The 24364-nt window shown below is 34.3% G+C and carries 22 protein-coding genes; 7 read left to right on the top strand and 15 right to left on the bottom strand.

The genetic code is table 11. The annotated features are described in order from the left end of the window. The 7 genes from rodA to FGF67_RS10105 form a co-directional block, all read right to left on the bottom strand. The gene (gene rodA / locus FGF67_RS10135; protein WP_139697395.1) at positions 1-1278 is read right to left on the bottom strand and encodes a rod shape-determining protein RodA; all 1278 of its coding nucleotides are present in this window, start codon (positions 1276-1278) and stop codon (positions 1-3) included. After that, positions 1278-3215: a penicillin-binding protein 2 gene (gene mrdA / locus FGF67_RS10130; RefSeq protein WP_139697393.1), complete on the bottom strand. Its 1938-nt coding sequence runs from the start codon at positions 3213-3215 to the stop codon at positions 1278-1280. The genes rodA and mrdA overlap by 1 nt, the downstream gene beginning before the upstream one ends. Continuing rightward, complete coding sequence (locus FGF67_RS10125; protein ID WP_139697391.1) at positions 3212-3718, bottom strand: rod shape-determining protein MreD; 507 nt, start codon at positions 3716-3718, stop codon at positions 3212-3214. Before FGF67_RS10125 ends, mrdA begins: the two co-directional genes overlap by 4 nt. Beyond that, entirely contained in the window at positions 3719-4543 is an 825-nt protein-coding gene (gene mreC, locus FGF67_RS10120; protein WP_139697388.1) for a rod shape-determining protein MreC, read from the bottom strand. A gap of 13 nt (positions 4544-4556) precedes the next feature. Further along, a complete protein-coding gene (locus FGF67_RS10115) occupies positions 4557-5585 on the bottom strand; it encodes a rod shape-determining protein (protein WP_139697387.1) in 1029 nt (342 codons plus the stop codon). Between the two features lie 192 nt (positions 5586-5777). After that, positions 5778-7310, bottom strand: coding sequence for a bifunctional phosphoribosylaminoimidazolecarboxamide formyltransferase/IMP cyclohydrolase (gene purH, locus FGF67_RS10110; protein WP_139697382.1), 1533 nt, complete (start codon positions 7308-7310; stop codon positions 5778-5780). 217 nt (positions 7311-7527) lie between these two features. Further along, positions 7528-7983 carry a GAF domain-containing protein gene (locus FGF67_RS10105; protein WP_139697377.1) on the bottom strand — a complete coding sequence of 152 codons (456 nt, stop codon included), beginning with the start codon at positions 7981-7983 and terminating at the stop codon, positions 7528-7530. A 65-nt stretch (positions 7984-8048) separates the two neighbouring features. Here FGF67_RS10105 and xrtF point away from each other — a divergent pair, with 65 nt between their 5' ends. After that, the gene (gene xrtF, locus FGF67_RS10100) at positions 8049-8600 is read left to right on the top strand and encodes an exosortase family protein XrtF (RefSeq protein ID WP_139697372.1); all 552 of its coding nucleotides are present in this window, start codon (positions 8049-8051) and stop codon (positions 8598-8600) included. After that, positions 8593-9021 (top strand): exosortase F system-associated membrane protein, encoded by a 429-nt coding sequence (locus FGF67_RS10095; RefSeq protein WP_139697367.1) that lies wholly within the window; start codon positions 8593-8595, stop codon positions 9019-9021. Before xrtF ends, FGF67_RS10095 begins: the two co-directional genes overlap by 8 nt. Positions 9022-9027: 6 nt before the next feature. Here the strand turns inward: FGF67_RS10095 and FGF67_RS10090 are convergent, their stop codons facing one another. Beyond that, entirely contained in the window at positions 9028-11730 is a 2703-nt protein-coding gene (locus FGF67_RS10090; protein ID WP_139697363.1) for an outer membrane beta-barrel protein, read from the bottom strand. A gap of 444 nt (positions 11731-12174) precedes the next feature. Between FGF67_RS10090 and FGF67_RS17265 the strand changes: the two genes are divergently transcribed. Together FGF67_RS17265 and FGF67_RS17260 are read left to right on the top strand one after the other, a co-directional pair. After that, positions 12175-12312, top strand: a complete 138-nt coding sequence (locus tag FGF67_RS17265; RefSeq protein WP_158293211.1) for a hypothetical protein — start codon at positions 12175-12177, stop codon at positions 12310-12312. Between the two features lie 483 nt (positions 12313-12795). Next, entirely contained in the window at positions 12796-12960 is a 165-nt protein-coding gene (locus FGF67_RS17260; protein ID WP_158293210.1) for a hypothetical protein, read from the top strand. Between the two features lie 114 nt (positions 12961-13074). On the opposite strand, the gene groL is transcribed toward FGF67_RS17260, so the two are convergent. From groL to miaB, 7 genes are all read right to left on the bottom strand, one after another. Next, positions 13075-14703: a chaperonin GroEL gene (gene groL / locus FGF67_RS10085; protein ID WP_139697359.1), complete on the bottom strand. Its 1629-nt coding sequence runs from the start codon at positions 14701-14703 to the stop codon at positions 13075-13077. A gap of 33 nt (positions 14704-14736) precedes the next feature. After that, on the bottom strand, positions 14737-15012 hold the full coding sequence (locus FGF67_RS10080; RefSeq protein WP_139697355.1) for a co-chaperone GroES: 276 nt from the start codon (positions 15010-15012) through the stop codon (positions 14737-14739). A gap of 168 nt (positions 15013-15180) precedes the next feature. Next, positions 15181-15558 carry a preprotein translocase subunit SecG gene (gene secG / locus FGF67_RS10075; RefSeq protein ID WP_139697351.1) on the bottom strand — a complete coding sequence of 126 codons (378 nt, stop codon included), beginning with the start codon at positions 15556-15558 and terminating at the stop codon, positions 15181-15183. Then, a complete protein-coding gene (locus FGF67_RS10070; protein ID WP_139697348.1) occupies positions 15558-16508 on the bottom strand; it encodes a hypothetical protein in 951 nt (316 codons plus the stop codon). Before FGF67_RS10070 ends, secG begins: the two co-directional genes overlap by 1 nt. A gap of 34 nt (positions 16509-16542) precedes the next feature. Beyond that, complete coding sequence (locus FGF67_RS10065) at positions 16543-17049, bottom strand: LptE family protein (protein WP_139697345.1); 507 nt, start codon at positions 17047-17049, stop codon at positions 16543-16545. A gap of 31 nt (positions 17050-17080) precedes the next feature. Beyond that, positions 17081-18355: a sigma-54 interaction domain-containing protein gene (locus tag FGF67_RS10060; RefSeq protein ID WP_139697342.1), complete on the bottom strand. Its 1275-nt coding sequence runs from the start codon at positions 18353-18355 to the stop codon at positions 17081-17083. Between the two features lies 1 nt (position 18356). Beyond that, positions 18357-19805, bottom strand: coding sequence for a tRNA (N6-isopentenyl adenosine(37)-C2)-methylthiotransferase MiaB (miaB, locus tag FGF67_RS10055; protein ID WP_139697340.1), 1449 nt, complete (start codon positions 19803-19805; stop codon positions 18357-18359). Positions 19806-20011: 206 nt separating this feature from the next. Between miaB and FGF67_RS10050 the strand changes: the two genes are divergently transcribed. The 3 genes from FGF67_RS10050 to topA all read left to right on the top strand — a co-directional run bounded on the left by FGF67_RS10050 (position 20012) and on the right by topA (position 24223). Further along, positions 20012-20779, top strand: coding sequence for a hypothetical protein (locus FGF67_RS10050; protein ID WP_139697339.1), 768 nt, complete (start codon positions 20012-20014; stop codon positions 20777-20779). Positions 20780-20801: 22 nt separating this feature from the next. Continuing rightward, complete coding sequence (locus FGF67_RS10045; protein WP_139697337.1) at positions 20802-21578, top strand: hypothetical protein; 777 nt, start codon at positions 20802-20804, stop codon at positions 21576-21578. 137 nt (positions 21579-21715) lie between these two features. Next, entirely contained in the window at positions 21716-24223 is a 2508-nt protein-coding gene (gene topA, locus FGF67_RS10040; protein ID WP_139697335.1) for a type I DNA topoisomerase, read from the top strand. Positions 24224-24364 lie beyond the last annotated feature (141 nt).

The following is a 24364-nucleotide window of genomic DNA, read 5'->3' as shown; positions in this document are numbered from 1 at the left end:
TTACCATTCATTGATTCTATTTGAATCGAGCTTAATAAAAATAAAAATCAAGATAGTAAAAGCCCAGAGGCCAGAGCCACCATAACTAAACATGGGTAAAGGGATACCTATGGTTGGAATAATACCCATCACCATACCTATATTTATAAAAAAGTGAATAAAAATAATGGAGGCCACACCATAACCATAAACTCTACTAAATTGTGATTTTTGCAGTTCGGCAAGGTGTAAAATGCGTAGTAATAATAAAACAAAAAGTATGACTACAAATGAACTTCCTATAAAGCCCCACTCTTCACCAACGGTGCTGAAAATATAGTCTGTATGTTGTTCTGGAACAAATTTTCCTGTGGTTCTAGTGCCTTCCATAAAACCTCTACCTGTTAATCCGCCCGAGCTAATAGCTTTTTCTGATTCATTTAGGTTATAGGCAAACGTTTGCTTCATTTGCTCTAGCTTTTCAGGATCTTTTTCTAATCGTAACCAAAGACTAATACGATCTTGCTGATGCGGTTTTAAAATGCTTTGGTAAAAGAATTTTACACCAAAAGAGACTAAAAAGGCCAGTAATAAAATAATTATAGATTGAAATATTCTTAATTTATTCTTGCTTAGAAAATGAAAACCAATCACTAATATAACCGCCAGAGAAGATGAAATGAGGGGGCCAAATTTTAATGACAAAATAGATAAAACAATAACCGAAATACCAATAGAAAGGTAGTATTTAGGCAACCCTTCTCTATATAACACGAAAAAGAAAGAAGCGTAAACCAAGGTGCTGCCTGTATCATTTTGAAGTAAAACTAAAAGGGCAGGAATGATAATAATGGTAAATACCTGTAATTGATCTTTTAATACTTTAATATTGGTGTTGAGGTCACTAATATATTTAGCAACGGCTAGAGCAGTGGCAGTTTTTGCAAATTCACTGGGCTGTAATGTCATGCCTCCAATAGCATACCAAGATGTTGCGCCATTTACGTTCTTTCCAAAAAAGAATAAGCCAACTAAAGATAGCATGGATATGATGTAAATAAGGCTTGAAAACCGTTCATAAAACTTGGCATCAATAGCTAAGAGAATAACAATGAGTCCGAAAGTTAGAAAAATAAACATCAGTTGTTTTCCAAACGGTTGTGAGAAATCAAAATAATCTATACTACTACCAGTATGTGAAGCCGATAAAATGTTTAACCAACCAAAGCCAACTAACAGTAAAAAGAGTATTATGGTAATCCAATCAAATTTAAAATGTCTGTTTGTCTCCCTAACCATTAATTACTTGTGCTGTTAATATGTTGTAGTTTCTTTTTTAATTGAAGGTAATCTTTCTCTTCAATGGTTTGCAGTTGTGTATAGCCATTAATTTGAAAGGGTTTTCCAGAGTAGGGTTTGGCATATTCATCTTGTAACGAGTGTCTTAAAAGCCAATCTTCTAAGTCGGTTCTAGTAATGAACCCTTTTATGTGTTTTTCAATCATTAAACTCGCTACTTTTCCAGCAAACCGGCTTCCCCAATAGCCATTTTCAACAAATACGGCAATAGCAATTTTAGGATTGTCTTTTGGAGCAAAGGCTACAAAAATAGAATGGTCTGTTAATTGTGTTTTAACACTATCAATAATAGCAAAATTCTCAACGGTACCTGTTTTTCCACAAATATCTATATCTTTTACTTGCAATGAAGCCGCCGTTCCTTTTTTGTAAACTTGATACATACCTTCAATAACGGGTTCAAAATTCCGCTTGTCAATGGTGGTGTATTTAGGTTTTGTAAACTGTTCTGGTAAAGTCTCGTTTTCAATCTTTTTTATAATATGCGGGGTAAAATAGTAGCCTCTGTTTGCTATAGCCGCTACCATATTGGCTAATTGAATGGGGGTTGTGGCTACCTCCCCTTGGCCAATAGCATTTGAAATGGTATAGGTAGAATAAAAGGTTTTGGGATAAATGTATTTATAATAAGCTCTATCAGGAATCCTTCCTTTTTGTCCTACATATAAATCATTATTTAAAAATTGTCCTAAACCAAAACTCTTGGCGTGGCTACTCCAAACATCAATGCCGTCTGAAGCATTGCCATTTTTGTCTAATATTTTTCTATAGGCTGTAGCAAAGTAGGCATTGCATGAACGCTGAATACCTCCTACAATATTATTTCTGGTGCCATAGTTACAATGACATTTCATAAATCGGTTACCGTATTTATAGCCACGATAACAGGTAACGGTTTCTTCGGGAGTTATCACACCTTCTTGTAAACCAATTAAGGCATTCATTAATTTGAATGGTGAACCAGGCTCATAAACCCCTTGTAAACTTCGGTTAAAAAGTGGTTTGGCAATAGAGTCATTATATAACTTGGTGAAGTTCTTTGAACGTTCCCTGCCTACTAAAATATTGGGGTCGTATGTAGGGGCCGCTACCATGGCAAGAATTTCGCCCGAGGAAGGTTCAATAGCAATTACGCCTCCTCTTTTATTTTTCATAAGAAGTTCACCGTATTCTTGAAGTTTAGCGTCAATAGTAATGGTAATATCTTTGCCTTGTTCAGGAATAGTATCAAATTTTCCGTTTTTGTAGGGGCCTATATTTCTGTTGAAACGGTCTTTTTGAATAAACTTTATGCCTTTTACCCCGCGTAGGGTTTTTTCGTATGAGGCTTCAACCCCTTGTTTTCCAATAAGGTCACCCATTTTGTAATAGGGGTCTTTTTGGATGATTCTGTTATTTACTTCTCCAATATCGCCTAGTACGTTGGCGCCAATAGTTGTTTCATAACTTCTTAAAGAGCGCTTCTGAATATAAAATCCATCAAATTTTCGCATCTTTTCTTGAAGCACGGCATAATCTTCTTTAGATAAGTGAGATACAAAAACCGAAGGTAATCTTGGTGAATAATGTCTTGCTTTATCTAATGTTTTGATGAATTTTTCTTTATCAATTTTCAAAAGTGAACAAAATTCTAAAGTATCTAAAGGCTCAACTTCTCTGGGGATAACCATGACGTCATATGACGGTTGATTGGCTACAAGAAGCTTTCCGTTTCTGTCATAAACAAATCCTCGTTTGGGATAATCATACACTTTTCTAATAGCATTATCGGCATATAAATCATGACTTCTGGCATCATAAATTTGTAAGTAAAAAAGCCTAGAAATAAATAATAGGCCAACTGTAATTATTGATATGAATAATAAAAGTTGTCTCATCTTGGTTTCTTACTAAAAAGAATAGTTATCAATACACTTAAAAGTATAGTAAAAATACTTGAGAATAACGTTTTTTGTAAGACTAAAATTATTTTTGACAGGCTAAAAATTTCTAGAGAAAATAAGATGAGGTGGTGCATGACCGTTAATAGGGTAAAATATGTGAGTTTTGATCCAAAGTCTACCGTGTTAAATTTTATGGTTTGATGTTCATAAATGGCTCCAAATGACGTTTTTAAAAGTACGGGGCGTGCGTATGCAATAAACACCGATGCCCCAGCATGAATACCACCTGTATCTAAAAATAAGTCGATGGTTAAGCCCAATAAAAAACTCAATACTATTAAAATAACTCTATTATTTTTTATGGGGTATAAGGCAATAAAAAGAATATAAACATAAGGATTTATATAACCCAAAAAGTTAATATGGTTTAATATTAAAACCTGAAAAACAACTAAAAGAATAAATCGGGTAGTATGTATGGAAAAAATACTATTCATTTAGTCGTTGTTATTGTTGTTATTTAGGTTTAGTATTTCTTCTGTATCTATGTTTTCAATGATATATACATGTTCAATATTGGTCATATCATTAAAAAGTTTCACATTTATTTCATAGAAATTTTCAGCTTGATCTAGAACAAAGTCTGCAATGACACCCACAGGAACACCTTTTGGGAAAATAGAAGACCTTCCAGAAGTGATAATGGTATCTCCTTTCTGTAGTGGGGCTATTTTGGGGATATCAACTAGTTGGGTGAATTCAGGAGATTTTCCGTTCCAGGTGAGTGTTCCAAAATGATTGGTTTTTTTTAATTGTGCACTAATTCTACTGGTTGTATTTAAAATGGATAACACCGTGCCGTACCCTCTACTTGTTTTATCTATGATTCCTATAATACCTTTAGAAGAAATCACACCAAAATCTTGTTTTATGCTATCTTTTCGCCCCTTATTTATGGTTAAATAGTTATCAGTTAATGCATAGCTGTTTTTAATAATATTGGCCGTATAAAATCTATACGGACTTTGAAATGCTGTGGAGTCAACATAAGTAGAATCTGTTTTTTGTGAGGCATTAAACCAAAGTGATTTGAGCTGTTTGTTTTCCTCGGCCAATAAGGTGTTTTGCGATTTTAAGCTAAAATAACTACTAATGTTGTTTATTGAATTATAAACCCCTCCAGTAAGAAAATTTGCAGAATTAATAAACTTACTTTTATGATACGAATGTGACTGTATGGTAAATAAAAGAGACACACAAAACAGCAACAAGAACAACAAAAAGTTTTTGTTCCTTATTATAAAATTAATAATTTGTTGCATGACTTAGCCCGCTCTATTTAATCAATACGCTTTTGTATTTTGCTAAATTTTTTAGTGTAATTCCGGTGCCTCTTACCACTGCTCTTAGGGGGTCTTCGGCAATATAAACAGGTAAATCTGTTTTTTGTGATAGACGTTTATCTAAACCTCTAAGCATAGAACCACCACCAGCTAAATAAATACCTGTGTTATAAATGTCGGCTGCCAATTCAGGAGGCGTTTGTGAAAGGGTTTCCATAACGGCATCTTCTATTCTTAAAATAGATTTATCGAGTGCTTTTGCAATTTCTCTATGCGAAATGGTAACTTGTTTAGGCTTTCCAGTAAGTAAATCGCGCCCTTGAACACTCATGTCTTCTGGCGGTAATTCCAAATCTTCAGTAGCCGCACCAATTTGAATTTTTATTTTTTCAGCAGTGCGTTCTCCAACATATAAATTGTGTTGGGTACGCATGTAATAAACAATATCGTTGGTGAAAACATCTCCAGCAATTTTAACCGATTTATCACATACAATACCACCTAAAGCTATTACAGCGATTTCAGTGGTACCACCACCTATATCAACCACCATATTTCCTTTAGGTTGCATAATATCTACACCAATACCAATAGCGGCAGCCATGGGCTCATGAATGAGATAAACTTCTTTCCCATTAACACGTTCTGCACTTTCTTTTACCGCTCGCATTTCTACTTCCGTAATGCCAGAAGGAATACAAATCACCATTCTTAATGCTGGTGTAAAAAACTTCTTTTTTAAAGCAGGTATGTTTTTTATAAACATACTAATCATCTGTTCTGAAGCATCAAAATCGGCAATAACTCCATCTTTTAAAGGACGAATGGTTTTTATGTTTTCATGCGTTTTACCTTGCATTAAACTAGCTTCTTGACCCACGGCTATAATTTTTCCAGAAACTCTATTTCTCGCCACAATAGAAGGGGCGTCAACTACAACTTTGTCATTATGAATTATAAGGGTGTTTGCGGTTCCTAAATCTATCGCAATATCTTCGGTTAAGAAGTCAAAAAAGCCCATATGTTATTGGTAATTTTTAGTGGTTTAAAATCGAATCTCGTAAATGTAATAAAAGTAAATAAATATATACCTTATAACAGGTTCAAAATTTTTATTAAAATATAACCGTTGTTTCTTATACGCAATTCATCGGTTTTTAGACTATTTAGACAGCAATAAAAACCGATGAATTTAGGGTGTAGTGTATGATTTTTAGTGTTTAAAATGACGGGTGCCAGTCATCACCATAGCCAAGTCATTAGCATTACAATAATCGATGCTTAATTGGTCTTTGATGGAACCTCCTGGTTGAATTACTGATGTAATTCCTGCCTTCTTTGCTATTTCAACACAATCAGGGAATGGGAAAAATGCATCACTGGCCATAGCAGCTCCGTTTAAATCAAACTTAAATGTGCCTGCTTTATGAATAGCCTGCTCTAAGGCATCTACACGACTTGTTTGTCCTGTTCCGCTAGCACATAATTGTTTGTTTTTAGCCAATACAATGGTGTTAGATTTTGTGTGTTTACAAATTTTTGAAGCAAACAATAAATCTTCAATTTGAGCATCAGTAGGCGCTAGGTTAGTTACTGTTTTTAAGTCTTCGGCCTTATCTGTAATGTTGTTTCTGTCTTGTACTAAAATACCATTTAAACAGCTTCGTACGTTTGTTGCAGGCATTTCAATATCGTGAATAACTAATAATATTCTATTCTTTTTACCTTTAAGAATATCTAAAGCTTCGGCTGAAAAAGAAGGAGCAATAACCACTTCACAGAATAGTTTGTGAATCTCTTCGGCTGTTGCTAAATCTATTTCAGTATTACTAATTAATACACCGCCAAAAGCCGAAACAGGATCTCCCGCTAAGGCATCAACATAAGCTTGGTGTAGTGTGTCGCGTTGTGCTAAACCACAGGCGTTATTGTGTTTTAAGATAGCAAAAGTTGGTGCGTCACCTTTAAATTCTAGCATTAAATTCACAGCTGCATCAACATCTAAAAGGTTGTTGTAGCTTAATTCTTTTCCGTGTAGTTTGGTAAATAACTCGTCAAAGTTTCCAAAGAAATAGCCTTTTTGGTGCGGGTTTTCACCATAACGTAACGCTTTTCCGTTTTGATCGCTGATTTTTAAAACGGTTTCTTCATTATTCTGGTTGAAATAGTTGAAAATAGCGGTGTCATAATGCGAAGATACGTTAAATGCTTTGGTGGCAAATCGTTTTCTGTCTTCTTCTGAAATAGACCCCTCATTGGCAGAAATTAACTCTAAAAATTCAGCATAATCAGCAACAGAAGACACACAAATTACATCGGCATAATTTTTTGCGGCAGCACGAATTAATGAAATACCACCTATGTCAATTTTTTCAATGATATCTTGATTGCTAGCTCCAGAGGCTACCGTTTTTTCAAAAGGATATAAATCAACAATTACCACATCAATTTGAGGAATTTCATATTCAGCTAACTCGGCAACATCGCCGTCATGACTCTGTCTGTTTAAAATACCTCCAAAAACTTTTGGGTGCAATGTTTTTACGCGTCCGCCTAAAATAGAAGGGTAAGAAGTAACATCCTCAACAGGAACAACGTTTATACCTAAATCATTAATAAATTTTTCTGTACCACCTGTTGAATAAATGGTAACACCTTGTTTGTCTAGTTCTTTAACTATGGGTTCTAAACCATCTTTACTAAATACAGAGATTAAGGCTGATTTGATTTTTTTTTCGTTGCTCATTACTATGTTGTTAAGGTTTTATGTTTCTGTTGAACTTGAAATAGATAGTGTAAATCAGGGGTTTATCCTGAAATTTTAAAATATTTGCAAAAATACTTATTTCCTTCAAAAAATGAGCTTACATTTTGGTAAAAAATGAAGGCTTTTTTAATTAAATCTGAGTGGTATTGTCAGTTTATGTAAAAATGTAAAATCTGCGTTTTAGGTAAAGAAATAGTTATAATATTTTAGCTACCTTTTTACATACAAATTCTAAGAAACGTTCGTCGGCTTCTGTGAACGGATTAGGTGTGTTTGAATCGATATCTATTTGCCCAATGTTTTCGCCCTTTACAAAAATAGGAATCACTATTTCGGCTTTTACAGTAATACTACACGCTATGTAATTATCTTGTGCGCTAACGTCTGGAACAACAAAATTTTGATTGCTAACAGCCACCTGACCACAAATACCTTTGCCAAAGGGAATGATAGTATGGTCTGTAGGTGCTCCTACATAAGGGCCAAGTTTTAACTCTTTTTTGTCTCCGTTTTTAAAATAGAAACCTACCCAGTTGTAGTATTCTATATGGTTTTCAAGAAGTTCGCAAACAGCAAATAGTTTTTCATTTACGGTCTTTTCGGTATGAGATAAAATGGTTTCAACCTGTGGTTTTAGAGTATTAAACATCATAACTTTAAAAGTTTTAGCAAAAATATTTAAAAAGACTTAATTTCGGGATTCATATTATAGAATTCGTGAAAGCACTTTTAGTTAAATACAAGTCGGTAATAACATTTATACTTACATTTTTATTTGTGTATGTTGTTCTTTCATGGAGCTATAAAATGTATTTGCAGTTTTCTGATGGTTCTAAATTTTATCCAGATTATGTAACGCATTTGGTTAGCTTGCAAACTGAAGCTTTATTAAATGCTTTTGGCTTTGATGCACAAGTGATACCGCACCCCAATGAACCCTCCATGAAATTAATTCTGAATAATAACTATGTGGCTAGAATTATTGAGGGCTGTAATGCTATAAGTGTTATTATACTGTTTGTCTCATTTATTGCAGCTTTTGCGAGTAAATTAAAAACTACCTTGCTATTTATGTTGGCAGGAAGTATTTTAATTTATAGTGTTAATGTGCTTCGCATTGTAGTGTTAACCATAGGAGTTTATTGTTATCCGGAATATTCAGATGTGTTACACTCCGTTGTTTTTCCAGCCATTATCTATGGGATGATGTTTTTACTCTGGGTTATTTGGATTAACCGATTTTCAAGACAAAAAAAAAGAAATGAATAAACCTTTAAGGTATATATTGGTGGTAGTGTGCTTCTTACTTCTGGTTTTAATAAGATATTTTGAATCAAGTTTGTTTTATGACCCGTATTTAAGTTTTTTTGAAAATGATTATTTGTATATGGATAGCCCGAGGCGGGAAGTAGCAGAACTGGTGTTATTTACCACGTTTAGATATGCTTTAAATACAGTAATTTCATTGGGTATTTTGTATTTAGTTTTTCAAGACATAAGTATTGTTAAGTTTTCTGTTTTGTTATATGTATTGACCTTTGTAGTACTTCTGTTTGTCTACTTATACTTTGTAATCAACCCAAAACAAGAAGACTATTATGTGTTTTTTAATGTGAGACGGTTTTTAATTCAACCTATACTTTTAATCCTATTATTGCCTGCATTTTATTATTATAAGCTCAAGCATTGAGTGTCATTATTTTCTCCTTTTATTGTTATTTAGTCTATAGCTATAACTCAAAATAGCATAACGCCCTAAACTTTCTGTGACAGTTTCTTCAAAATAGTTTACCGTACTGCGCCTATAAATATCTACATTCTTGTTAAAAATATCAATTAAAACAAGTTTCAAAATATTATTGTTTTTTGAAAAGGCGTATGAAACGGCCGCGTTTAGTAATGGTAGTTTTTGGATTTCGGTAAAGGTATTGTCTGTAAATGTGATATAATCAAACTGGGTATTAAAGTTTAGTTTGTTAGAAACTTGGCAATCAAAAGAAGCAAAATATTGTTGTTTGGTATATTTTCTATCTAAATCATCGTCTAGAGAAAAATTAGTATGATTTAAACTTAAGGAAGCTCCCGCTTTAATATCTAAAATACTTTTATTGGAATTCTCCAACTGAAAACTAAACCAATAATCTTGGGTTTCAACATCATTAAGTTTTAGATTAACTAAGGCTTTTGAGGTAGAAAACAGGGTTTTGTTTTTTAGGGTATATCTTATATTTAGTTTGTTAATTTTTTTACTTAAACTTAAATTGGCTTTTAGGTTTTGCGTATCGCCAGCATTATCATATGTTCTAGTTCTTACAAAGTCATCGTCTATGGTGACATTTGAAATAATGGTGTTTTGAATACATCTATATTGAATATTAGCATAAAAACTTAAGGCCGATTTAAAATCATGAATATTGGTGTTGAACGTAAGCACGTCTAATTTTTCGTTTTTTAAATTGGGGTTACCAGTTCGTATGTTATAAGGATTTAAATCGTTAACAACAGTTGTTATTTGGGGCGTTCTAGGACTTTTAATTTGCCTTTGGTAGTTTAATCTATATTTTATTCCACGCTTAGGTTTATATTGAAGCATTGCTAATGGGTTGGTGTAATATTGATTTCTCACAATATCTTTATGATTGTTTTCACCAAAAGTTCGGTTTATATCCTGAATTTCTGCACCGTATGAAAGAAACCATTTTTTAGAAACATAATTGTGCAAGAATTTAGTTGAATACCGACGTTCATTATGGAAAAAATTATAACTAAAAGTTTCCTCATTATCTCTAGTAATATCAGTTCTTAATTGTTTAGCATGTTCTTGGTCAAGAATGTGTACTGCGGTACCGCTAATTTTTAAAAAATGTTTTACAATAAGAGGTTCAGTGTAAGTGAATAATAAATTGATTTTATCAGTTTTAAAGTACTCATCTCTAAGTGTGAATTGTTCACGTTCTCTTTCATTGGGGCTTCCTATATTGCTTGTTCTAATTGATTTTTGGGTGTTAAAGTATGACCTATCAGAAATATTGGCGCTAATACCCGCATTGAAACTTCGTCCTTTTTTTTGTAATCGCCTGTAAAACTGCGTATTTATGCGCCCTGTACTTCTGTCATTTTTGGTGTTTAGAATATAATCATTGGTGGTAGCCAAATTGCCGTCTTCGTTAAAGTATTTCCCTTTACTGTCAATAAAGTTATCGCGCATATCAGCAATCAATCCGCCTGTAATTTTTAAACTATATTTTGAATTGGACTTGTTTTCATAATTAAAATTTAAATTATGATTATTGGAGGTATTGTTAAAGTCATTCAGTGCTTTAAAATCAAAATTACTGGTGTTTGAAAATGTTAAACGATTGGTATTTGAAAGCCCATAATTGTTGGTGTGATTAAAAAAGTAATCGGCATTTACAGATTCTTTTTTTTTGAATTCATGCCCATAATGAACCCCAGTAACACCCGTAGTTAAAAAGCCACTAAAGCTTTTGGGTTTTGTTGCTGTCATGCTTTCTTCAGAAGATTCATCGTCTAGACCGCTAGCATTTTCTAAAAATCCTTTTATGTTTGATCCTGTGATATTGATGTTGTTAAATTTTCCAATCACAGATACTTGTGTTTTCGGATTAAATTGATTGAAGTTAACATTACCAAAATAGCGTTTGTCTGACCCTATGCCACCTGATAGTTTGCCAAACCCCTGGTTTTGTCTGTTTTTTTTTAAGGTAAAATTGATAATTACTTCTTTATTGCCGTCATCAATTCCAGTAAGTTCAGTCTCATCACTTTTCTTGTCTATCACTTCTACTTTTGAAATAGCATCGGCCGATAAGTTTTTTAAAACAATAGCAGGATCGCCTCCAAAAAATTCTTTTCCATTTACAAAAATACGTTGCACTTCCTCACCTTGCGCTACAACCTTGCCGTCTGAATCAATTTCAACCCCAGGGAGTTTTCCAAGTAGTTTTTCTATGGTGTCATCATGATTTACCTTGAAAGAATTGGTATTAAAGGCTATGGTGTCTTTTTTAATTTGTATGGGTACAACGGCAGAAATCATAACAGCATCTAATGTACTGACGTCATCTTGCAAAACAATCGTTTTTAGATCAATGTGTTTGCTTTGTAAATAGATCTTTTTATAAAATGGTTTAAACCCTAAAGAAGAAGCTTGAAACAGCAAGGTCTCCCTTTTTGATGCAGTGAGTTGAAAAAAGCCTTTGCTGTCGGTAATAGAGTAGGTTACAACCGTTGAATCTTTAGGGTTTAACAAGACCACTGATGCCAATTCAATTGGAGTTTGATCTGAATCTGTGATGGTACCAATCAAGGTATTAGATTGAGAAAAAAGATTATTTATAAAGCAGGAAAGTATAAGTAATACTGCTGTACGAAACATAAACTTAGGTTGGGAATTAAAAATGATAAAACTAAGACTTGTTCAATTAAAAAAGGTTTAAATGAAAAGGTGTATTAATTAAATGTAGAAACATAACATGAAAGAGTAGGACATAGAAAAAATTAAAGTTATTATTAAGAAAGAGGCTTTCAAAGTATTGTATCGGTGAATATCATTGCTATACTTTGAGGAAAGGGTATAGCTGTTGAAAAACCTTTTTTAGATTTATGCCCAATGAAGGTGCAATTTGTACTAATTATTATGCCTCTAGCCCCGTATACATGCCTTTATGAATATCGTTTCAATGGGGCTTTATCCTGTGTCCAAGGGTGTCTTATTAATGGTATGAGCATGTTTGAAGATCTAATCACATTTGCAGAGGTGTAGAGGTTATCTGGGTGCGGTACAAGTTATGTGGAGAAGTGATATTTGGCATCTACTCGTATGAAAACATTGAAAACAGGTGAGCGCGAAAAAGCGTTTGGCTATGAGGACATGGATTGGTGTATGCGCTATGGTAACGGGCACGCAAAATGGGTACGCCAAAATTATGAAACTAAAACAATTAATCTGAGCTATTAAAGGCCCGAAAAGGTAATTGATAGTTTGTATGTTGTGTGTTTTCTGATAAATTGTACTCTTAAGGTGTTAGAACCTGATAAAAAGAGATCATTCTGTTTGATGCTTTCTTTGCCTAATCCACATATACCAAATGAAGCGAGAGAACCCTACAAGTCGCATTATACTAATCTAAAAGTCGAAATGCCTGAGCCTAAAAAACCTGAATAACTTCAAAGCGACCATTATGGGCTGTAGGGGATAAAGGGAAATCTGGTGATTTTGATGTTGACGCTTTGGGAGAATATTTTGAATGGTGTATATTAACTATTCTCCTTTAAGTGAGTGGACTTCGATTACAGATGGTCAATACAAATTGGTGTTGTCTTTTAAAGACACAGCATGACTATTTGATTTAACCAAAAATTCTAAGGAATTGGTAAATGTATATTCAGACCAGAGTACAAGCATGTTGTTGAAAAAATGCAATTGCAGTTTGTAAAAGATATGAAGCAGTACAAGGAACCAGCATTGGCTTTGGGTTTAGATTATAGTTATAGTGCCGATGATAAGATTACCTATATAAGGACTTATAAAGGAAAAACAGTGCAAGAAATTAAAGTTTTGGAAAGAGAAGTTTTGACCAATCAAATTCAACAGGTAAGAGAATAATGCTATGGGTATATTCTTAAATCTAACAAAGAATGATTAGGAGACATTATGCATAAAAAACGCTTCAACTAATGTTGAAGCGTTTTTTTATTTGTGTGTGTTGAGGTTATCAACTTACATCATTCCTGGCATACCACCACCCATTGGAGGCATAGCTGGTGCATCTTCTTTAATGTCGATTAAAGCACACTCAGTGGTTAAGATCATACCGGCTACTGAAGCTGCATTTTCTAAAGCGATACGCGTCACTTTTTTAGGATCAATAATACCTGCTTTAAGCATATCAACATATTCTTCAGATTTAGCATCATAACCAAAGTTAGCATCACCTTCTAACACTTTGTTAATAACCACAGAACCTTCTCCACCTGCATTTTCAACAATAGTTCTTAAAGGTGCTTCAATAGCTTTGTTCACTATTTGCACACCTGTTGTTTCGTCTAAGTTTGCAGTTTCAAGAGTTTCAAGGGCTGCTTTAGCTCTAACAAAAGCAACACCACCACCAGCAACAATGCCTTCTTCAACGGCCGCTCTTGTAGCGTGTAAAGCATCATCAACACGGTCTTTCTTTTCTTTCATTTCAACTTCACTTGCTGCGCCAACATAAAGTACAGCTACACCGCCAGCCAATTTAGCCAAGCGCTCTTGAAGCTTTTCTTTATCATACTCAGATGTGGTTGTTTCAATTTGAGTTTTGATTTGGTTTACACGTGCTTTAATAGCATCTGCATCACCAGAACCGTTAACAATTGTTGTATTATCTTTATCAACAGTTACTGTTTCAGCAGTACCTAACATAGATAAATCAGCATTTTCTAAAGTAAAACCTCTTTCTTCTGAAATTACCGTACCACCAGTTAAGATAGCAATGTCTTCAAGCATGGCTTTACGTCTGTCTCCAAATCCTGGCGCTTTTACCGCAGCAATTTTTAACCCACCTCTTAATTTGTTAACCACCAAAGTAGCTAAAGCTTGTCCATCAACATCTTCAGCAATAATTAATAATGGACGTCCAGATTGTGCTACTGGCTCTAAGATTGGAAGAATTTCTTGTAAGTTAGAAATTTTCTTATCAAATAATAAAATGTATGGATTTTCTAAATCAGCAATCATTTTATCAGAATCTGTTACAAAGTAAGGTGATAAATACCCGCGGTCAAATTGCATACCTTCAACCACGTCAACATAGGTATCCATTCCTTTAGCTTCTTCAACGGTAATCACACCTTCTTTTCCAACTTTTTCAAACGCTTTTGAGATTAATTCACCAATAGTATCGTCGTTGTTTGCTGAAATAGCGGCCACTTGTTTTATTTTTTCAGAAGAATTACCTACTTCTTGAGCTTGCTCTTCAAGATCGGCAGTAATGGCTTTAACGGCTTTGTCAATACCGCGTTTTAAATCCATTGGATTTGCACCAGAAGCTACGTTTTTTAATCCTTCTTTTACGATAGATTGTGCTAAAACAGTAGCTGTTGTAGTACCGTCACCAGCTAAATCATTGGTTTTTGATGCTACTTCTTTTACCATTTGTGCACCCATGTTTTCATGAGCGTCTTCAAGTTCAATCTCTTTTGCTACAGAAACACCATCTTTAGTTACATGAGGTGCTCCAAAGCTTTTGCTAATAATTACGTTACGTCCTTTAGGACCTAAAGTTACTTTTACTGCATCAGCTAATGCATCTACACCACGTTTTAAACCGTCACGTGCATCAATATCAAATTTTATGTCTTTTGCCATTTTTTTAAATTTTTGGATGTTAAAAGTTTACAATTAAACAATTGCTAGAATGTCGCTTTCACGCATAATTAAATAATCAGAACCTTCAAGTTTTAATTCTGTTCCGGCGTATTTGCCATATAAAACAGTATCACCAACTTTAACTGTAATAGGTTCGTCTTTTGTGCCAGGACCGGCAGCAACAACAGTACCTCTTTGAGGTTTTTCTTTGGCGTTGTCTGGAATAATAATTCCTGAAGCTGTTTTGGTTTCAGCTGGAGCAGGTTCAATAAGAACACGATCTGCTAATGGTTTAATGTTTACTCCCATTTGTTTTATATTTTAATTATTAAGTTAATGTTTAACGGCTTTGTATGTAGCTAAAAATGTGCCATGATAGGCAATCTGACAAACTTGCAGGCCTGTCTGCCTAACAGGTAGAAACAAAAAATGCCAACTGTAATAGATGGCATTTTGTATATGAATATGTAGAAGATTTTATTGGTCTTCTGTACTATTGTCAGTAGTAGACTCTGTTGATGTTGCTGGAGCAGCCTCTTGTGTTTGAGGTAACGCTTCAGGTAAAGGTTGCGCAGTTTGCGCATCAGGATCTAAAGCTTTTGAGTCAATGCTATTATCACCTCGGTTAATTGTAATATTTGAAGCTAAAATTAGCACCAATAAAACGGTTGCTAAAGTCCATGTACTTTTGTCTAAAAAGTCGGTTGTCTTTTTTACACCACCTAATTGTTGGGTGCCTCCACCGCCAAAAGAAGAGGATAAACCACCTCCTTTAGGATTTTGAACCATGATTACTACAATTAGTAAAAATGCTACAACCACTATAAGGACTAGAAATATTGTAAACGTACTCATTATTCTTTATTGTTTTTTTCTTGTAATTGTTCTACTGCTTTAATTTGGTTTGCAAAGAAACCACTTTTTTCTGGATATTTCAAACTTAAAATTTTATAGGATTGAATCGCTTTTTTGAAATTTTTTTGTTCTACATAAATGCGTGCTAAAGTTTCTGTCATCAACGCCTCGGGTTGAATCATTTGGGCTTTTGCTAAATTGCCTTTAGGGGCAGCGCTTTTAGTTGGATTTATTTTCGGGTTTTTTGAAATAAACTTATCAATCAATTCAAACTTGCGCTCTTTTTCTGAAGTTGTTTTTTTGTTTTTTTTGGGTTGAGGTTCTTCAATCTTTTTTATTACGTTAACAGCTGGTTTAGGTGTGCCTTTAAATGGGCGTTCTAAGGGTTTAAGCTTGGTTAATTTTAACCATTCATTAAAGGAATGAGATTCATTTTTGTTAAAATTGAAGGGTTTGCCTAGTTCTAAAACATCTTCAGCTTTCAGAGTTTCCTTGTTTTCTTCAACAGTTTTAATGTCCTCAGCACTACTTGGTGAATCGGTTTTAGTTTCAAATAAGCTAGGGTCTAATACCCCAACCGTTTCTTTAATTTGCTCCTGCAGAGCCTCATCAACTCCAACACTTTTGTCTACTGAGATATCTTCAGCATCAACATCAATATTCTTTAAATAAGCTGTATTTTTTTTAATAAATTCGGAGATTTCATTCTGAATAAAGGCTTCCGATGTAATAAAATCAAATAAAATACTTCTGTCTGCGGTATATGCTGCTGTTGTTTTTAACTCTTGATTGTATTTTATACTACCTTGATTTTGTAAACCCTTTAGATAAATAGCTCTTGCGGCTTGAAAATACGGAAATGTATCTATAATTGATTTTACATCTTCTATTTGCTCAAAGGTTAGATTTTGAGGCTGTTGTAAAATATGTGTAAAATCAGTTGTATTCATTGCTTAAAGCAAATTTGTTTTTATGGATTTAAATCTACCATTTAGCTAGGGTAGCGTTAAAAATATCTTGTGTTAAACGTTCAAAAATTTCTTCGTGTGCTGTTGTTTTTTGGGATCCTAACAGCTGTGCGCTTCCGGGAAAATCATAAAAAAAGGAGAAAGACTGATCTAAATCATCGTCTTCCTTTTTTCTGTTGAAAAAGCGTAATTTCACCGTAATGGTTAATCGGTTTTGAGCCGCAACATTTTCAGAGGTGGCTGTTGTTGGTGAAATTCTATACTCTGTAATTTCACCTTCGTAAACTAAATCACCTCCAGAGGGTACTAGGTTTAAATTGGTTTGATTTTGAATTAAATCTTCAAGTGCAATTTTAAAATCACGCTCTAAACCAGGTTCTATAAGCAGCGATGTGTTTTCAAATCGGTTTACTTGATAGGTTTCTACACCAGGAGGAATGGATGCTCCGGTGAATGAATATATGCCACAAGCATGAAAGGCTAATGCGGTAAATGCTATGAGTAGAATGGATGCTTTTTTCATATATAAAGCGCTTTCTTATTCCAATGAAAGCTTATAAATCGTATTGTTTTATTTTTCTGTAAAGTGTTCTTTCGCTGATGCCTAACTCAGCTGCAGCTAATTTACGTTTTCCGTTGTGACGTTCAAGAGATTTTTTTATTAATTCTAACTCTTTGTCTTGAAGTGACAAAGTTTCTTCTTCTTCAATTTCTTCTGCAAAATGATATTTGTCTTGAATGGGCGTGATGTCTTCTTGATTTATAGCGTGCTCAGGTATTGAAATCACTTCGGTATTTTGAGGTATAGATTCTTCAAAGTCTACATCCTCTTCGTCATTATTACCGTAAATTTTTTGAATGAGACTTTCATTGTTTTTCTCAACATCTTTAGTGTTTCCGTTTTTCATGAGTTCCATGGTGAGTTTCTTCAGGTCGTTCAGGTCGCTTTTCATATCAAATAAAACCTTATAAAGAATTTCACGTTCACTACTAAAATCACTTTCAGACTTTGATGTTTTAATGATGGCAGGTAAATTAGTGCTGGCCGATGCTGGTAAATAGCTTCTTAAGACCTCGGCAGAAATGGTTCTGTTTTGTTCAAGTACTGAAAGCTGTTCAGCAATATTTCGTAACTGACGGATGTTACCACTCCAACGGTGTTTTAAAAGCACTTGAACGGCATTATCAGTTAGTTTTATGGTAGGCATTTTGTATTTTAAGGCAAAATCACTGGCAAATTTTCTAAACAGTAAGTGAATATCACCCTGACGCTCTCTTAAAGGTGGTAAGTGGATGTCCACCGTGCTTAATCTATAATATAAATCTTCGCGAAACTTCTCTTTTTCAATGGCTTCAAACATGTTTACGTTTGTAGCGGCTACAATGCGAACGTTTGTTTTTTGAACCTTACTTGATCCTACCTTGATGAATTCACCATTTTCAAGAACACGTAGTAATCTTACCTGAGTGGTAAGGGGTAATTCGCCCACTTCATCAAGAAAAATGGTGCCACCATCAGCAACTTCAAAATATCCAGCACGTGTTTGCGTAGCACCCGTAAAGGCACCTTTTTCATGACCAAATAGTTCGCTGTCTATGGTGCCTTCAGGAATAGCGCCACAGTTTACAGCGATATATTTATTGTGTTTTCTATGCGACAACTGATGAATGATTTTTGGAATGCTTTCTTTTCCAACACCACTTTCACCAGTAACAAGTACCGAAATATCTGTTGGCGCCACTTGAATAGCTTTTTCAATGGCCCGATTGAGACTGGGCGTGTTACCTATAATTCCAAAACGTTGTTTTATAGCTTGAACTGATTCCATTTTAATTGTTTTCTGAATATCCTACAGCTTCACCAATTAGCGTAGCGCTGGTACAATCTATGATTTTTACGTTTACAAAATCCCCCACTTTATAGTCTCCCTTAGGGAAAACCACTACGGTATTTTGAGTGTTTCTTCCAGACCAATGTGCATCAGATCGTTTTGAAGCTTTTTCAATTAAAACCTCTTCAATCTTCCCTATATGCTGTTGCGTTCTTAATAAACTGTGCTTTTGTTGCAACGCGATAATTTCATTTAGTCTACGTTTTTTCGTGTCTTCAGGAATATCATCTTCCATTTTGCGCTCAGCAAGGGTGCCGGGTCTTTCAGAATAAGCAAACATAAAACCGAAATCATACTTAACATACTCCATCAAACTCAAGGTGTCTTTGTGATCTTCTTCAGTTTCGGTTGGAAATCCAGCAATCATATCTTGACTGATAGCACAATCTGGAATGAGTCTTTTTATATTGTCAATTAATTCGAAATATTCTTCGCGTGTATGTAGCCTATTCATGGCTTTTAGAATGCGGTTGCTTCCGCTCTGTACGGGTAAATGAATATAATTACAAATGTTTTTGTGTTTCGCCATAGCTTCAATCACATCTAAGGTAAAATCTTGCGGATTAGAGGTAGAAAATCGAAACCGCATTTTAGGTTGAGCTTTGGCACATAAATCTAACAACATAGCAAAATTAACCGCTGTAGCTTTTTGTAATTCACTGGCTTTATCAAAATCTTTTTTCAATCCGCCACCATACCATAAATAGCTATCTACGTTTTGGCCGAGTAGCGTTACTTCTTTAAAACCTTTATTCCAAAGTTCGTTGATTTCTTCAATAATGCTTTGAGGGTCTCTACTGCGTTCTCTACCTCTAGTAAAAGGCACTACACAAAATGTACACATGTTATCACAGCCACGTGTTATGGAAACAAAAGCAGAAACGCCATTTGAATTTAATCGTACAGGTGAAATATCACCATAGGTTTCTTCTTTAGACAGAATTACATTGATGGCTTCGCGCCCTTCATCAACTTCGGCTAAAAGATTTGGTAAGTCTTTATAAGCATCAGGGCCTACAACAAGATCTACTATTTTCTCTTCTTCTAAAAATTTGTTTTTTAAGCGTTCAGCCATACAACCTAAAACACCCACTTTCATGTTTGGGTTGTGTTCTTGTTTTACGGCATTATATTTTTCAAGGCGTTTTCTAACCGTTTGCTCGGCTTTGTCGCGAATAGAGCAGGTGTTTACTAAAACTAAATCGGCCTCCTCTAAACTTTGAGTTGTGTTAAATCCTTGTTCTGTTAAAATCGAGGCGACAATTTCACTATCGCTAAAATTCATTTGGCAACCGTAGCTTTCTATGAAAAGTTTACGTTTGTTACCTTCTTTCTGTTCCAGAACTAAAGATTCCCCTTGTTTGCTTTCGTCAATTGTTTTTTCCATAATCTTTTAGCTATTGCTATCAGTCAATAAGCATGCAAAGATACAATATATTTGTGTTTTGTGACAAAGTGGCAGTTGTTAAATATTTGTAATTTTTTTGATGCTTAAAATCTTTGATGTTATAACATTTTACCGTCTTTTAGTTGTTGGTATTGTTAAAAAGCATTTACTTTATTCCCAATAATCTTAAAACCAAATAGAAATTTATGAATACGATTGATTCGTTGTATGACAAAATAGATAGAGCAAAGGAATTAGATTTCGGGCAAATTTTCGATAGCACATTACAACTGTTCAAAAAGGTTTGGTTAAAAGGATTTTTAGTAGTGTTATTGATTGTTATGTCTGCCATGGTTATCGCTTTTGCATTTGCTGCAATTGGTCTGGCTTCTACCAATACTTTTGTGACAGACAACGGGTTTAATTTCAATGTGCAGTTTGATGACTATTTTAAAAATGTACTTTTTAGTGTGCCTCAAAGCATTTTGGTAAGTACTATAACCTTAGCCTTGTTAGGGGCTTTTTATAGGATATGCCAGCGCGAAGTACAGGGGGAGCAAGGTGTAGATGATTATTTTTATTTTTTTAGAAACGGCTATTTTTCAAAACTTTTAATGCTCGGTATTCTATATACTGGTATTTCAACTTTAGCTCAGTTTTTATTTGTGCTTCCTGTTATTTATGTTATGATTCCACTGTCTTATTTTTCTCTGTTTTTTGCTTTTAATCCAGATTTGAGTGAAACGGAGCTTGTTAAAGCTAGTTTTAAGCTAGGGAATAAAAAGTGGTTTATTTCTTTTGGGACACTATTTGTGGCGGCGTTGCTTGGAATGCTAGGTGTTTTAGGATGTGGTATTGGTCTTTTGTTTACTATTTCAATAGCATACTTACCATTATTCTTTATTTATAAAGAGGTTGTTGGTTTTGATGAAACGAGTGAAATAGACCAAATAGGAACTAATACAGATTATTAAATTATAAACTATAATAATAACTATGATCAACCTAAACCACTTCATCAATAAAATTGAAAATGCCAAATCACTAGATTTTGGAGATATTTTTAACCAATCTATAGAACTTTTTAAAAAGGTATGGTTGCAAGGGTTGGTTGTATATTTGCTTAATATGGTATTGATGCTTCCGTTTATCTTAATAATGTATGTTCCTATGATTGTGTTAGGTGTTTTGGGACAAGAGTCTTTTGATGGAGGCTTGGGGCTTGAAGGTATGGGGATTCTTGCTATTAGTGCCATGATTGTATTGATTATGGTTATGATTTTAGGGGTAACAACAATTAGTGTAGCACTAAAAGGAGCTTATTATAGAATGTTGAAGCATAAAGACCTTGGGTTAGATGCTAGTGATGATTACTTCTTTTTTCTAAAATCAAAATACTTAAAAAAGACATTTATGCTCAGTTTGTCCATAATAGGCATGATGATTTTGGGGTATGCCTTATGTGTGTTACCTGTGTTTTATCTAATGGTGCCGTTATATTATATGGTGATTACTTATGCTATGAATCCAGATTTGTCAAATTCAGATATTATAAAGATTGGGTTTAAACTTGGAAATAAAAAGTGGTTTTTAAGTTTCGGATTGATAATTGTTGCAGGAATTTTGGCAGGTCTTGTGGGTGTTTTAATGTGTTTTATCGGTATTTATGTAACGCAACAATTCTCTGATATTCCAGCATACTATGTTTACAAATCGGTAGTAGGATTGAAAGAACAAGATGCGATTGATGAAATAGGAACGCCAATAGAGTGATTTTTCATATTCATGATAAAAAACCTGTTTTTGCGATGTAAAAACAGGTTTTTTAATTTAAAAATATGATAGATACTGTATAAAAAGTTACAGATATACTTTTTTTCATATACATTTGTACCTTCAAAAAGTGAAGTATGGCGAAGAATTTAGTGATAGTAGAGTCACCCGCAAAAGCAAAAACCATTGAAAAATTTTTAGGAAAAGACTTTAAAGTAGAGTCTAGTTTTGGGCACATTTCAGATTTGCCTTCTAAAGAATTAGGGGTTAATGTTGATGGTGATTTTAAACCCAAATATGAAGTTTCTAAAGATAAAAAAGCAGTTGTTAAAAAATTAAAAGACCTTGCTAAAAAAGCAGAAACCGTTTGGTTAGCAAGTGATGAAGACCGAGAGGGAGAAGCTATTGCTTGGCATTTGGCTGAGACTTTAAAATTGGACAAAGAAAAAACAAAGCGTATTGTTTTTCATGAAATTACTAAATCAGCCATTCAAAAAGCAATTGAGAATCCTAGAGGTATTGATTATGATTTAGTAGATGCACAACAAGCCCGACGTGTTTTAGATAGAATTGTGGGGTATGAGTTGTCTCCTGTGCTTTGGCGTAAAGTTAAAGGTGGTTTGTCAGCAGGGCGTGTGCAATCTGTTTCGGTGCGTTTAATTGTTGAGAAAGAACGGGAAATTGAAAATTTTAAACCCGTTGCCTCATATAGAATCGATGCAGAGTTTTCAAATGAAGACGGGCAAACGTTTAAAGCGAAGCTTCCAAAGAATTTTTCCTCAAAAGAAGAAGCTTTAAAATTTTTAGAGCAGAATGCTACAGCAGGATTTAAGGTAGCTGATTTACAAAAAAAACCAGCAAAAAAATCACCTGCAGCGCCATTTACTACCTCAACATTACAGCAAGAAGCTTCTCGTAAATTGTATTTTTCAGTAGGTAAAACTATGACTTTAGCGCAACGCTTGTATGAGGAAGGGTTAATTACGTACATGAGAACAGATAGTGTTAACTTATCGGATGAAGCAAGGAAAGGAGCTGAAGAAGAAATTAAGAACGCTTATGGAGCCAAATATAGTAAACCAAGGAACTATACAGGTAAAGCAAAGGGAGCTCAAGAGGCGCATGAGGCTATAAGACCAACCAGTTTTGCTACACATAGCGTTAATATAGATAGAGATCAAGCACGACTGTATGAGTTAATATGGAAACGAGCTATTGCATCTCAAATGAGCGAGGCCGAGCTAGAGCGTACTAACGTTAAAATTAGTGCCTCAACACACAGAGAAACCTTTACAGCAAATGGAGAGGTTATCACGTTTGATGGCTTTTTAAAGGTGTATTTAGAAGGTACTGATGATGAAGATACAGAACAGGATGGTGTCTTGCCAGCTATGAAAACCAATGAAACTTTATTAAATAATTACATTACGGCAACAGAACGTTATACGCGTCCACCAGCAAGATATACAGAGGCGTCTTTAGTTAAAAAATTAGAAGAATTGGGTATTGGACGTCCATCAACATATGCTCCAACCATTTCAACTATACAGGCAAGAAATTATATTGAAAAAGGTACTGTAGAAGGGGTAGAGCGTAGTTACACACAGCTAACGTTAAGCAATGGCGCTGTAAAAGATAAAACCTTAACTGAAAAAGTAGGTTCAGATAAAGGAAAGTTGGTGCCTACCGATATAGGAATGATTGTAACCGATTTTTTAGTAAATCATTTTGATGCTATTCTTGACTATAACTTTACCGCCAAAGTAGAAGCTGATTTTGATGAAATTGCGGAAGGTAATGAAGATTGGACTGAAATGATGAAATCTTTTTATAAAGAGTTTCATCCTGTTGTTGAAGATGTAAAGGAAAATGCAGATAGAGAGTCTGGAGAGCGTATTTTAGGAACAGATCCTAAAACGGGGAAGCAGGTGAGCGTACGTTTAGGGCGTTTTGGGCCAATGGTTCAAATAGGTACGGTTGATGATGAAGAAAAACCGCAATTTGCCAGTTTAAGTCCAGACCAACAATTAAATACAATTACCTATGAAGAGGCTATGGACTTGTTTCAGTTGCCAAAAACGTTAGGTAAATATGAGGGCGAAGAAGTTCAAGTTAATAATGGCCGTTTTGGTCCTTATGTAAAATTTGGTGATGCTTTTGTATCGCTTGCAAAAGGAACTGACCCTTTGAGTGTAGATTTAGATGACGCTATTGTTTTAATAAAAGAGAAGCAAAAGGCAGATGCTCCTATATATATATACAAAGATTTACCTGTTCAAAAGGGGAAAGGTAGATTTGGCCCTTATATAAAATGGAACAATATGTTCATTAATGTCAATAAAAAATACGACTGGGATAATCTATCAGATGAAGATATTGTTGAACTGATTGAAACCAAGATTCAAAAAGAAATTGATAAGGTAGTTCATAGTTGGGAAGCCGAAGGTATAAGGGTTGAAAAAGCACGTTGGGGAAGACATCATGTGATACAAGGAAAAGTAAAAGTTGAATTGGCAAAAACTGTTGATGTTTCTGAAATGACTTTAGATGAAGCAAAAGCTATTATAGAAGCCAATGCACCTAAGAAAAAGCCAACAAAACGAAAAACGACAGCCAAAAAGAAAACAACGGCTAAGAAGAAATGATGTGAAGTATTATATGAGTTATTTGGTTTGATATTCAGATAATTGTGTAATTACTAATTATTCTACATTATTTTTATGTAAACTGAATGAGAAAAATCATAAATTCTTTTAATATTTGTGGGAATCGATAAAAAACGATTC

The sequence above is a fragment of the Allotamlana fucoidanivorans genome (assembly GCF_006265225.1).
GTDB classification, from domain to species: Bacteria; Bacteroidota; Bacteroidia; order Flavobacteriales; family Flavobacteriaceae; genus Allotamlana; species Allotamlana fucoidanivorans.
Note: the sequence above shows the minus strand (reverse complement) of the source record. Positions and strands in the feature narration are given on the sequence as shown.

Excerpts from the sequence above, each read along its gene's own strand:
- rodA (WP_139697395.1), bottom strand. The coding sequence starts at position 1,278 with ATGGTTAGGGAGACAAACAGACATTTTAAATTTGATTGGATTACCATA.
- FGF67_RS10105 (WP_139697377.1), bottom strand. The coding sequence starts at position 7,983 with ATGATGTTTAATACTCTAAAACCACAGGTTGAAACCATTTTATCTCAT.
- topA (WP_139697335.1), top strand. The coding sequence starts at position 21,716 with ATGGCGAAGAATTTAGTGATAGTAGAGTCACCCGCAAAAGCAAAAACC.
- mreC (WP_139697388.1), bottom strand. The coding sequence starts at position 4,543 with ATGCAACAAATTATTAATTTTATAATAAGGAACAAAAACTTTTTGTTG.
- secG (WP_139697351.1), bottom strand. The coding sequence starts at position 15,558 with ATGAGTACGTTTACAATATTTCTAGTCCTTATAGTGGTTGTAGCATTT.
- FGF67_RS10115 (WP_139697387.1), bottom strand. The coding sequence starts at position 5,585 with ATGGGCTTTTTTGACTTCTTAACCGAAGATATTGCGATAGATTTAGGA.
- FGF67_RS17265 (WP_158293211.1), top strand. The coding sequence starts at position 12,175 with ATGAAAACATTGAAAACAGGTGAGCGCGAAAAAGCGTTTGGCTATGAG.
- purH (WP_139697382.1), bottom strand. The coding sequence starts at position 7,310 with ATGAGCAACGAAAAAAAAATCAAATCAGCCTTAATCTCTGTATTTAGT.
- FGF67_RS10095 (WP_139697367.1), top strand. The coding sequence starts at position 8,593 with ATGAATAAACCTTTAAGGTATATATTGGTGGTAGTGTGCTTCTTACTT.
- FGF67_RS10070 (WP_139697348.1), bottom strand. The coding sequence starts at position 16,508 with ATGAATACAACTGATTTTACACATATTTTACAACAGCCTCAAAATCTA.
- mrdA (WP_139697393.1), bottom strand. The coding sequence starts at position 3,215 with ATGAGACAACTTTTATTATTCATATCAATAATTACAGTTGGCCTATTA.
- FGF67_RS17260 (WP_158293210.1), top strand. The coding sequence starts at position 12,796 with ATGAAGCAGTACAAGGAACCAGCATTGGCTTTGGGTTTAGATTATAGT.
- FGF67_RS10060 (WP_139697342.1), bottom strand. The coding sequence starts at position 18,355 with ATGGAATCAGTTCAAGCTATAAAACAACGTTTTGGAATTATAGGTAAC.
- FGF67_RS10045 (WP_139697337.1), top strand. The coding sequence starts at position 20,802 with ATGATCAACCTAAACCACTTCATCAATAAAATTGAAAATGCCAAATCA.
- FGF67_RS10065 (WP_139697345.1), bottom strand. The coding sequence starts at position 17,049 with ATGAAAAAAGCATCCATTCTACTCATAGCATTTACCGCATTAGCCTTT.
- groL (WP_139697359.1), bottom strand. The coding sequence starts at position 14,703 with ATGGCAAAAGACATAAAATTTGATATTGATGCACGTGACGGTTTAAAA.
- FGF67_RS10090 (WP_139697363.1), bottom strand. The coding sequence starts at position 11,730 with ATGTTTCGTACAGCAGTATTACTTATACTTTCCTGCTTTATAAATAAT.
- FGF67_RS10050 (WP_139697339.1), top strand. The coding sequence starts at position 20,012 with ATGAATACGATTGATTCGTTGTATGACAAAATAGATAGAGCAAAGGAA.
- FGF67_RS10125 (WP_139697391.1), bottom strand. The coding sequence starts at position 3,718 with ATGAATAGTATTTTTTCCATACATACTACCCGATTTATTCTTTTAGTT.
- FGF67_RS10080 (WP_139697355.1), bottom strand. The coding sequence starts at position 15,012 with ATGGGAGTAAACATTAAACCATTAGCAGATCGTGTTCTTATTGAACCT.
- miaB (WP_139697340.1), bottom strand. The coding sequence starts at position 19,805 with ATGGAAAAAACAATTGACGAAAGCAAACAAGGGGAATCTTTAGTTCTG.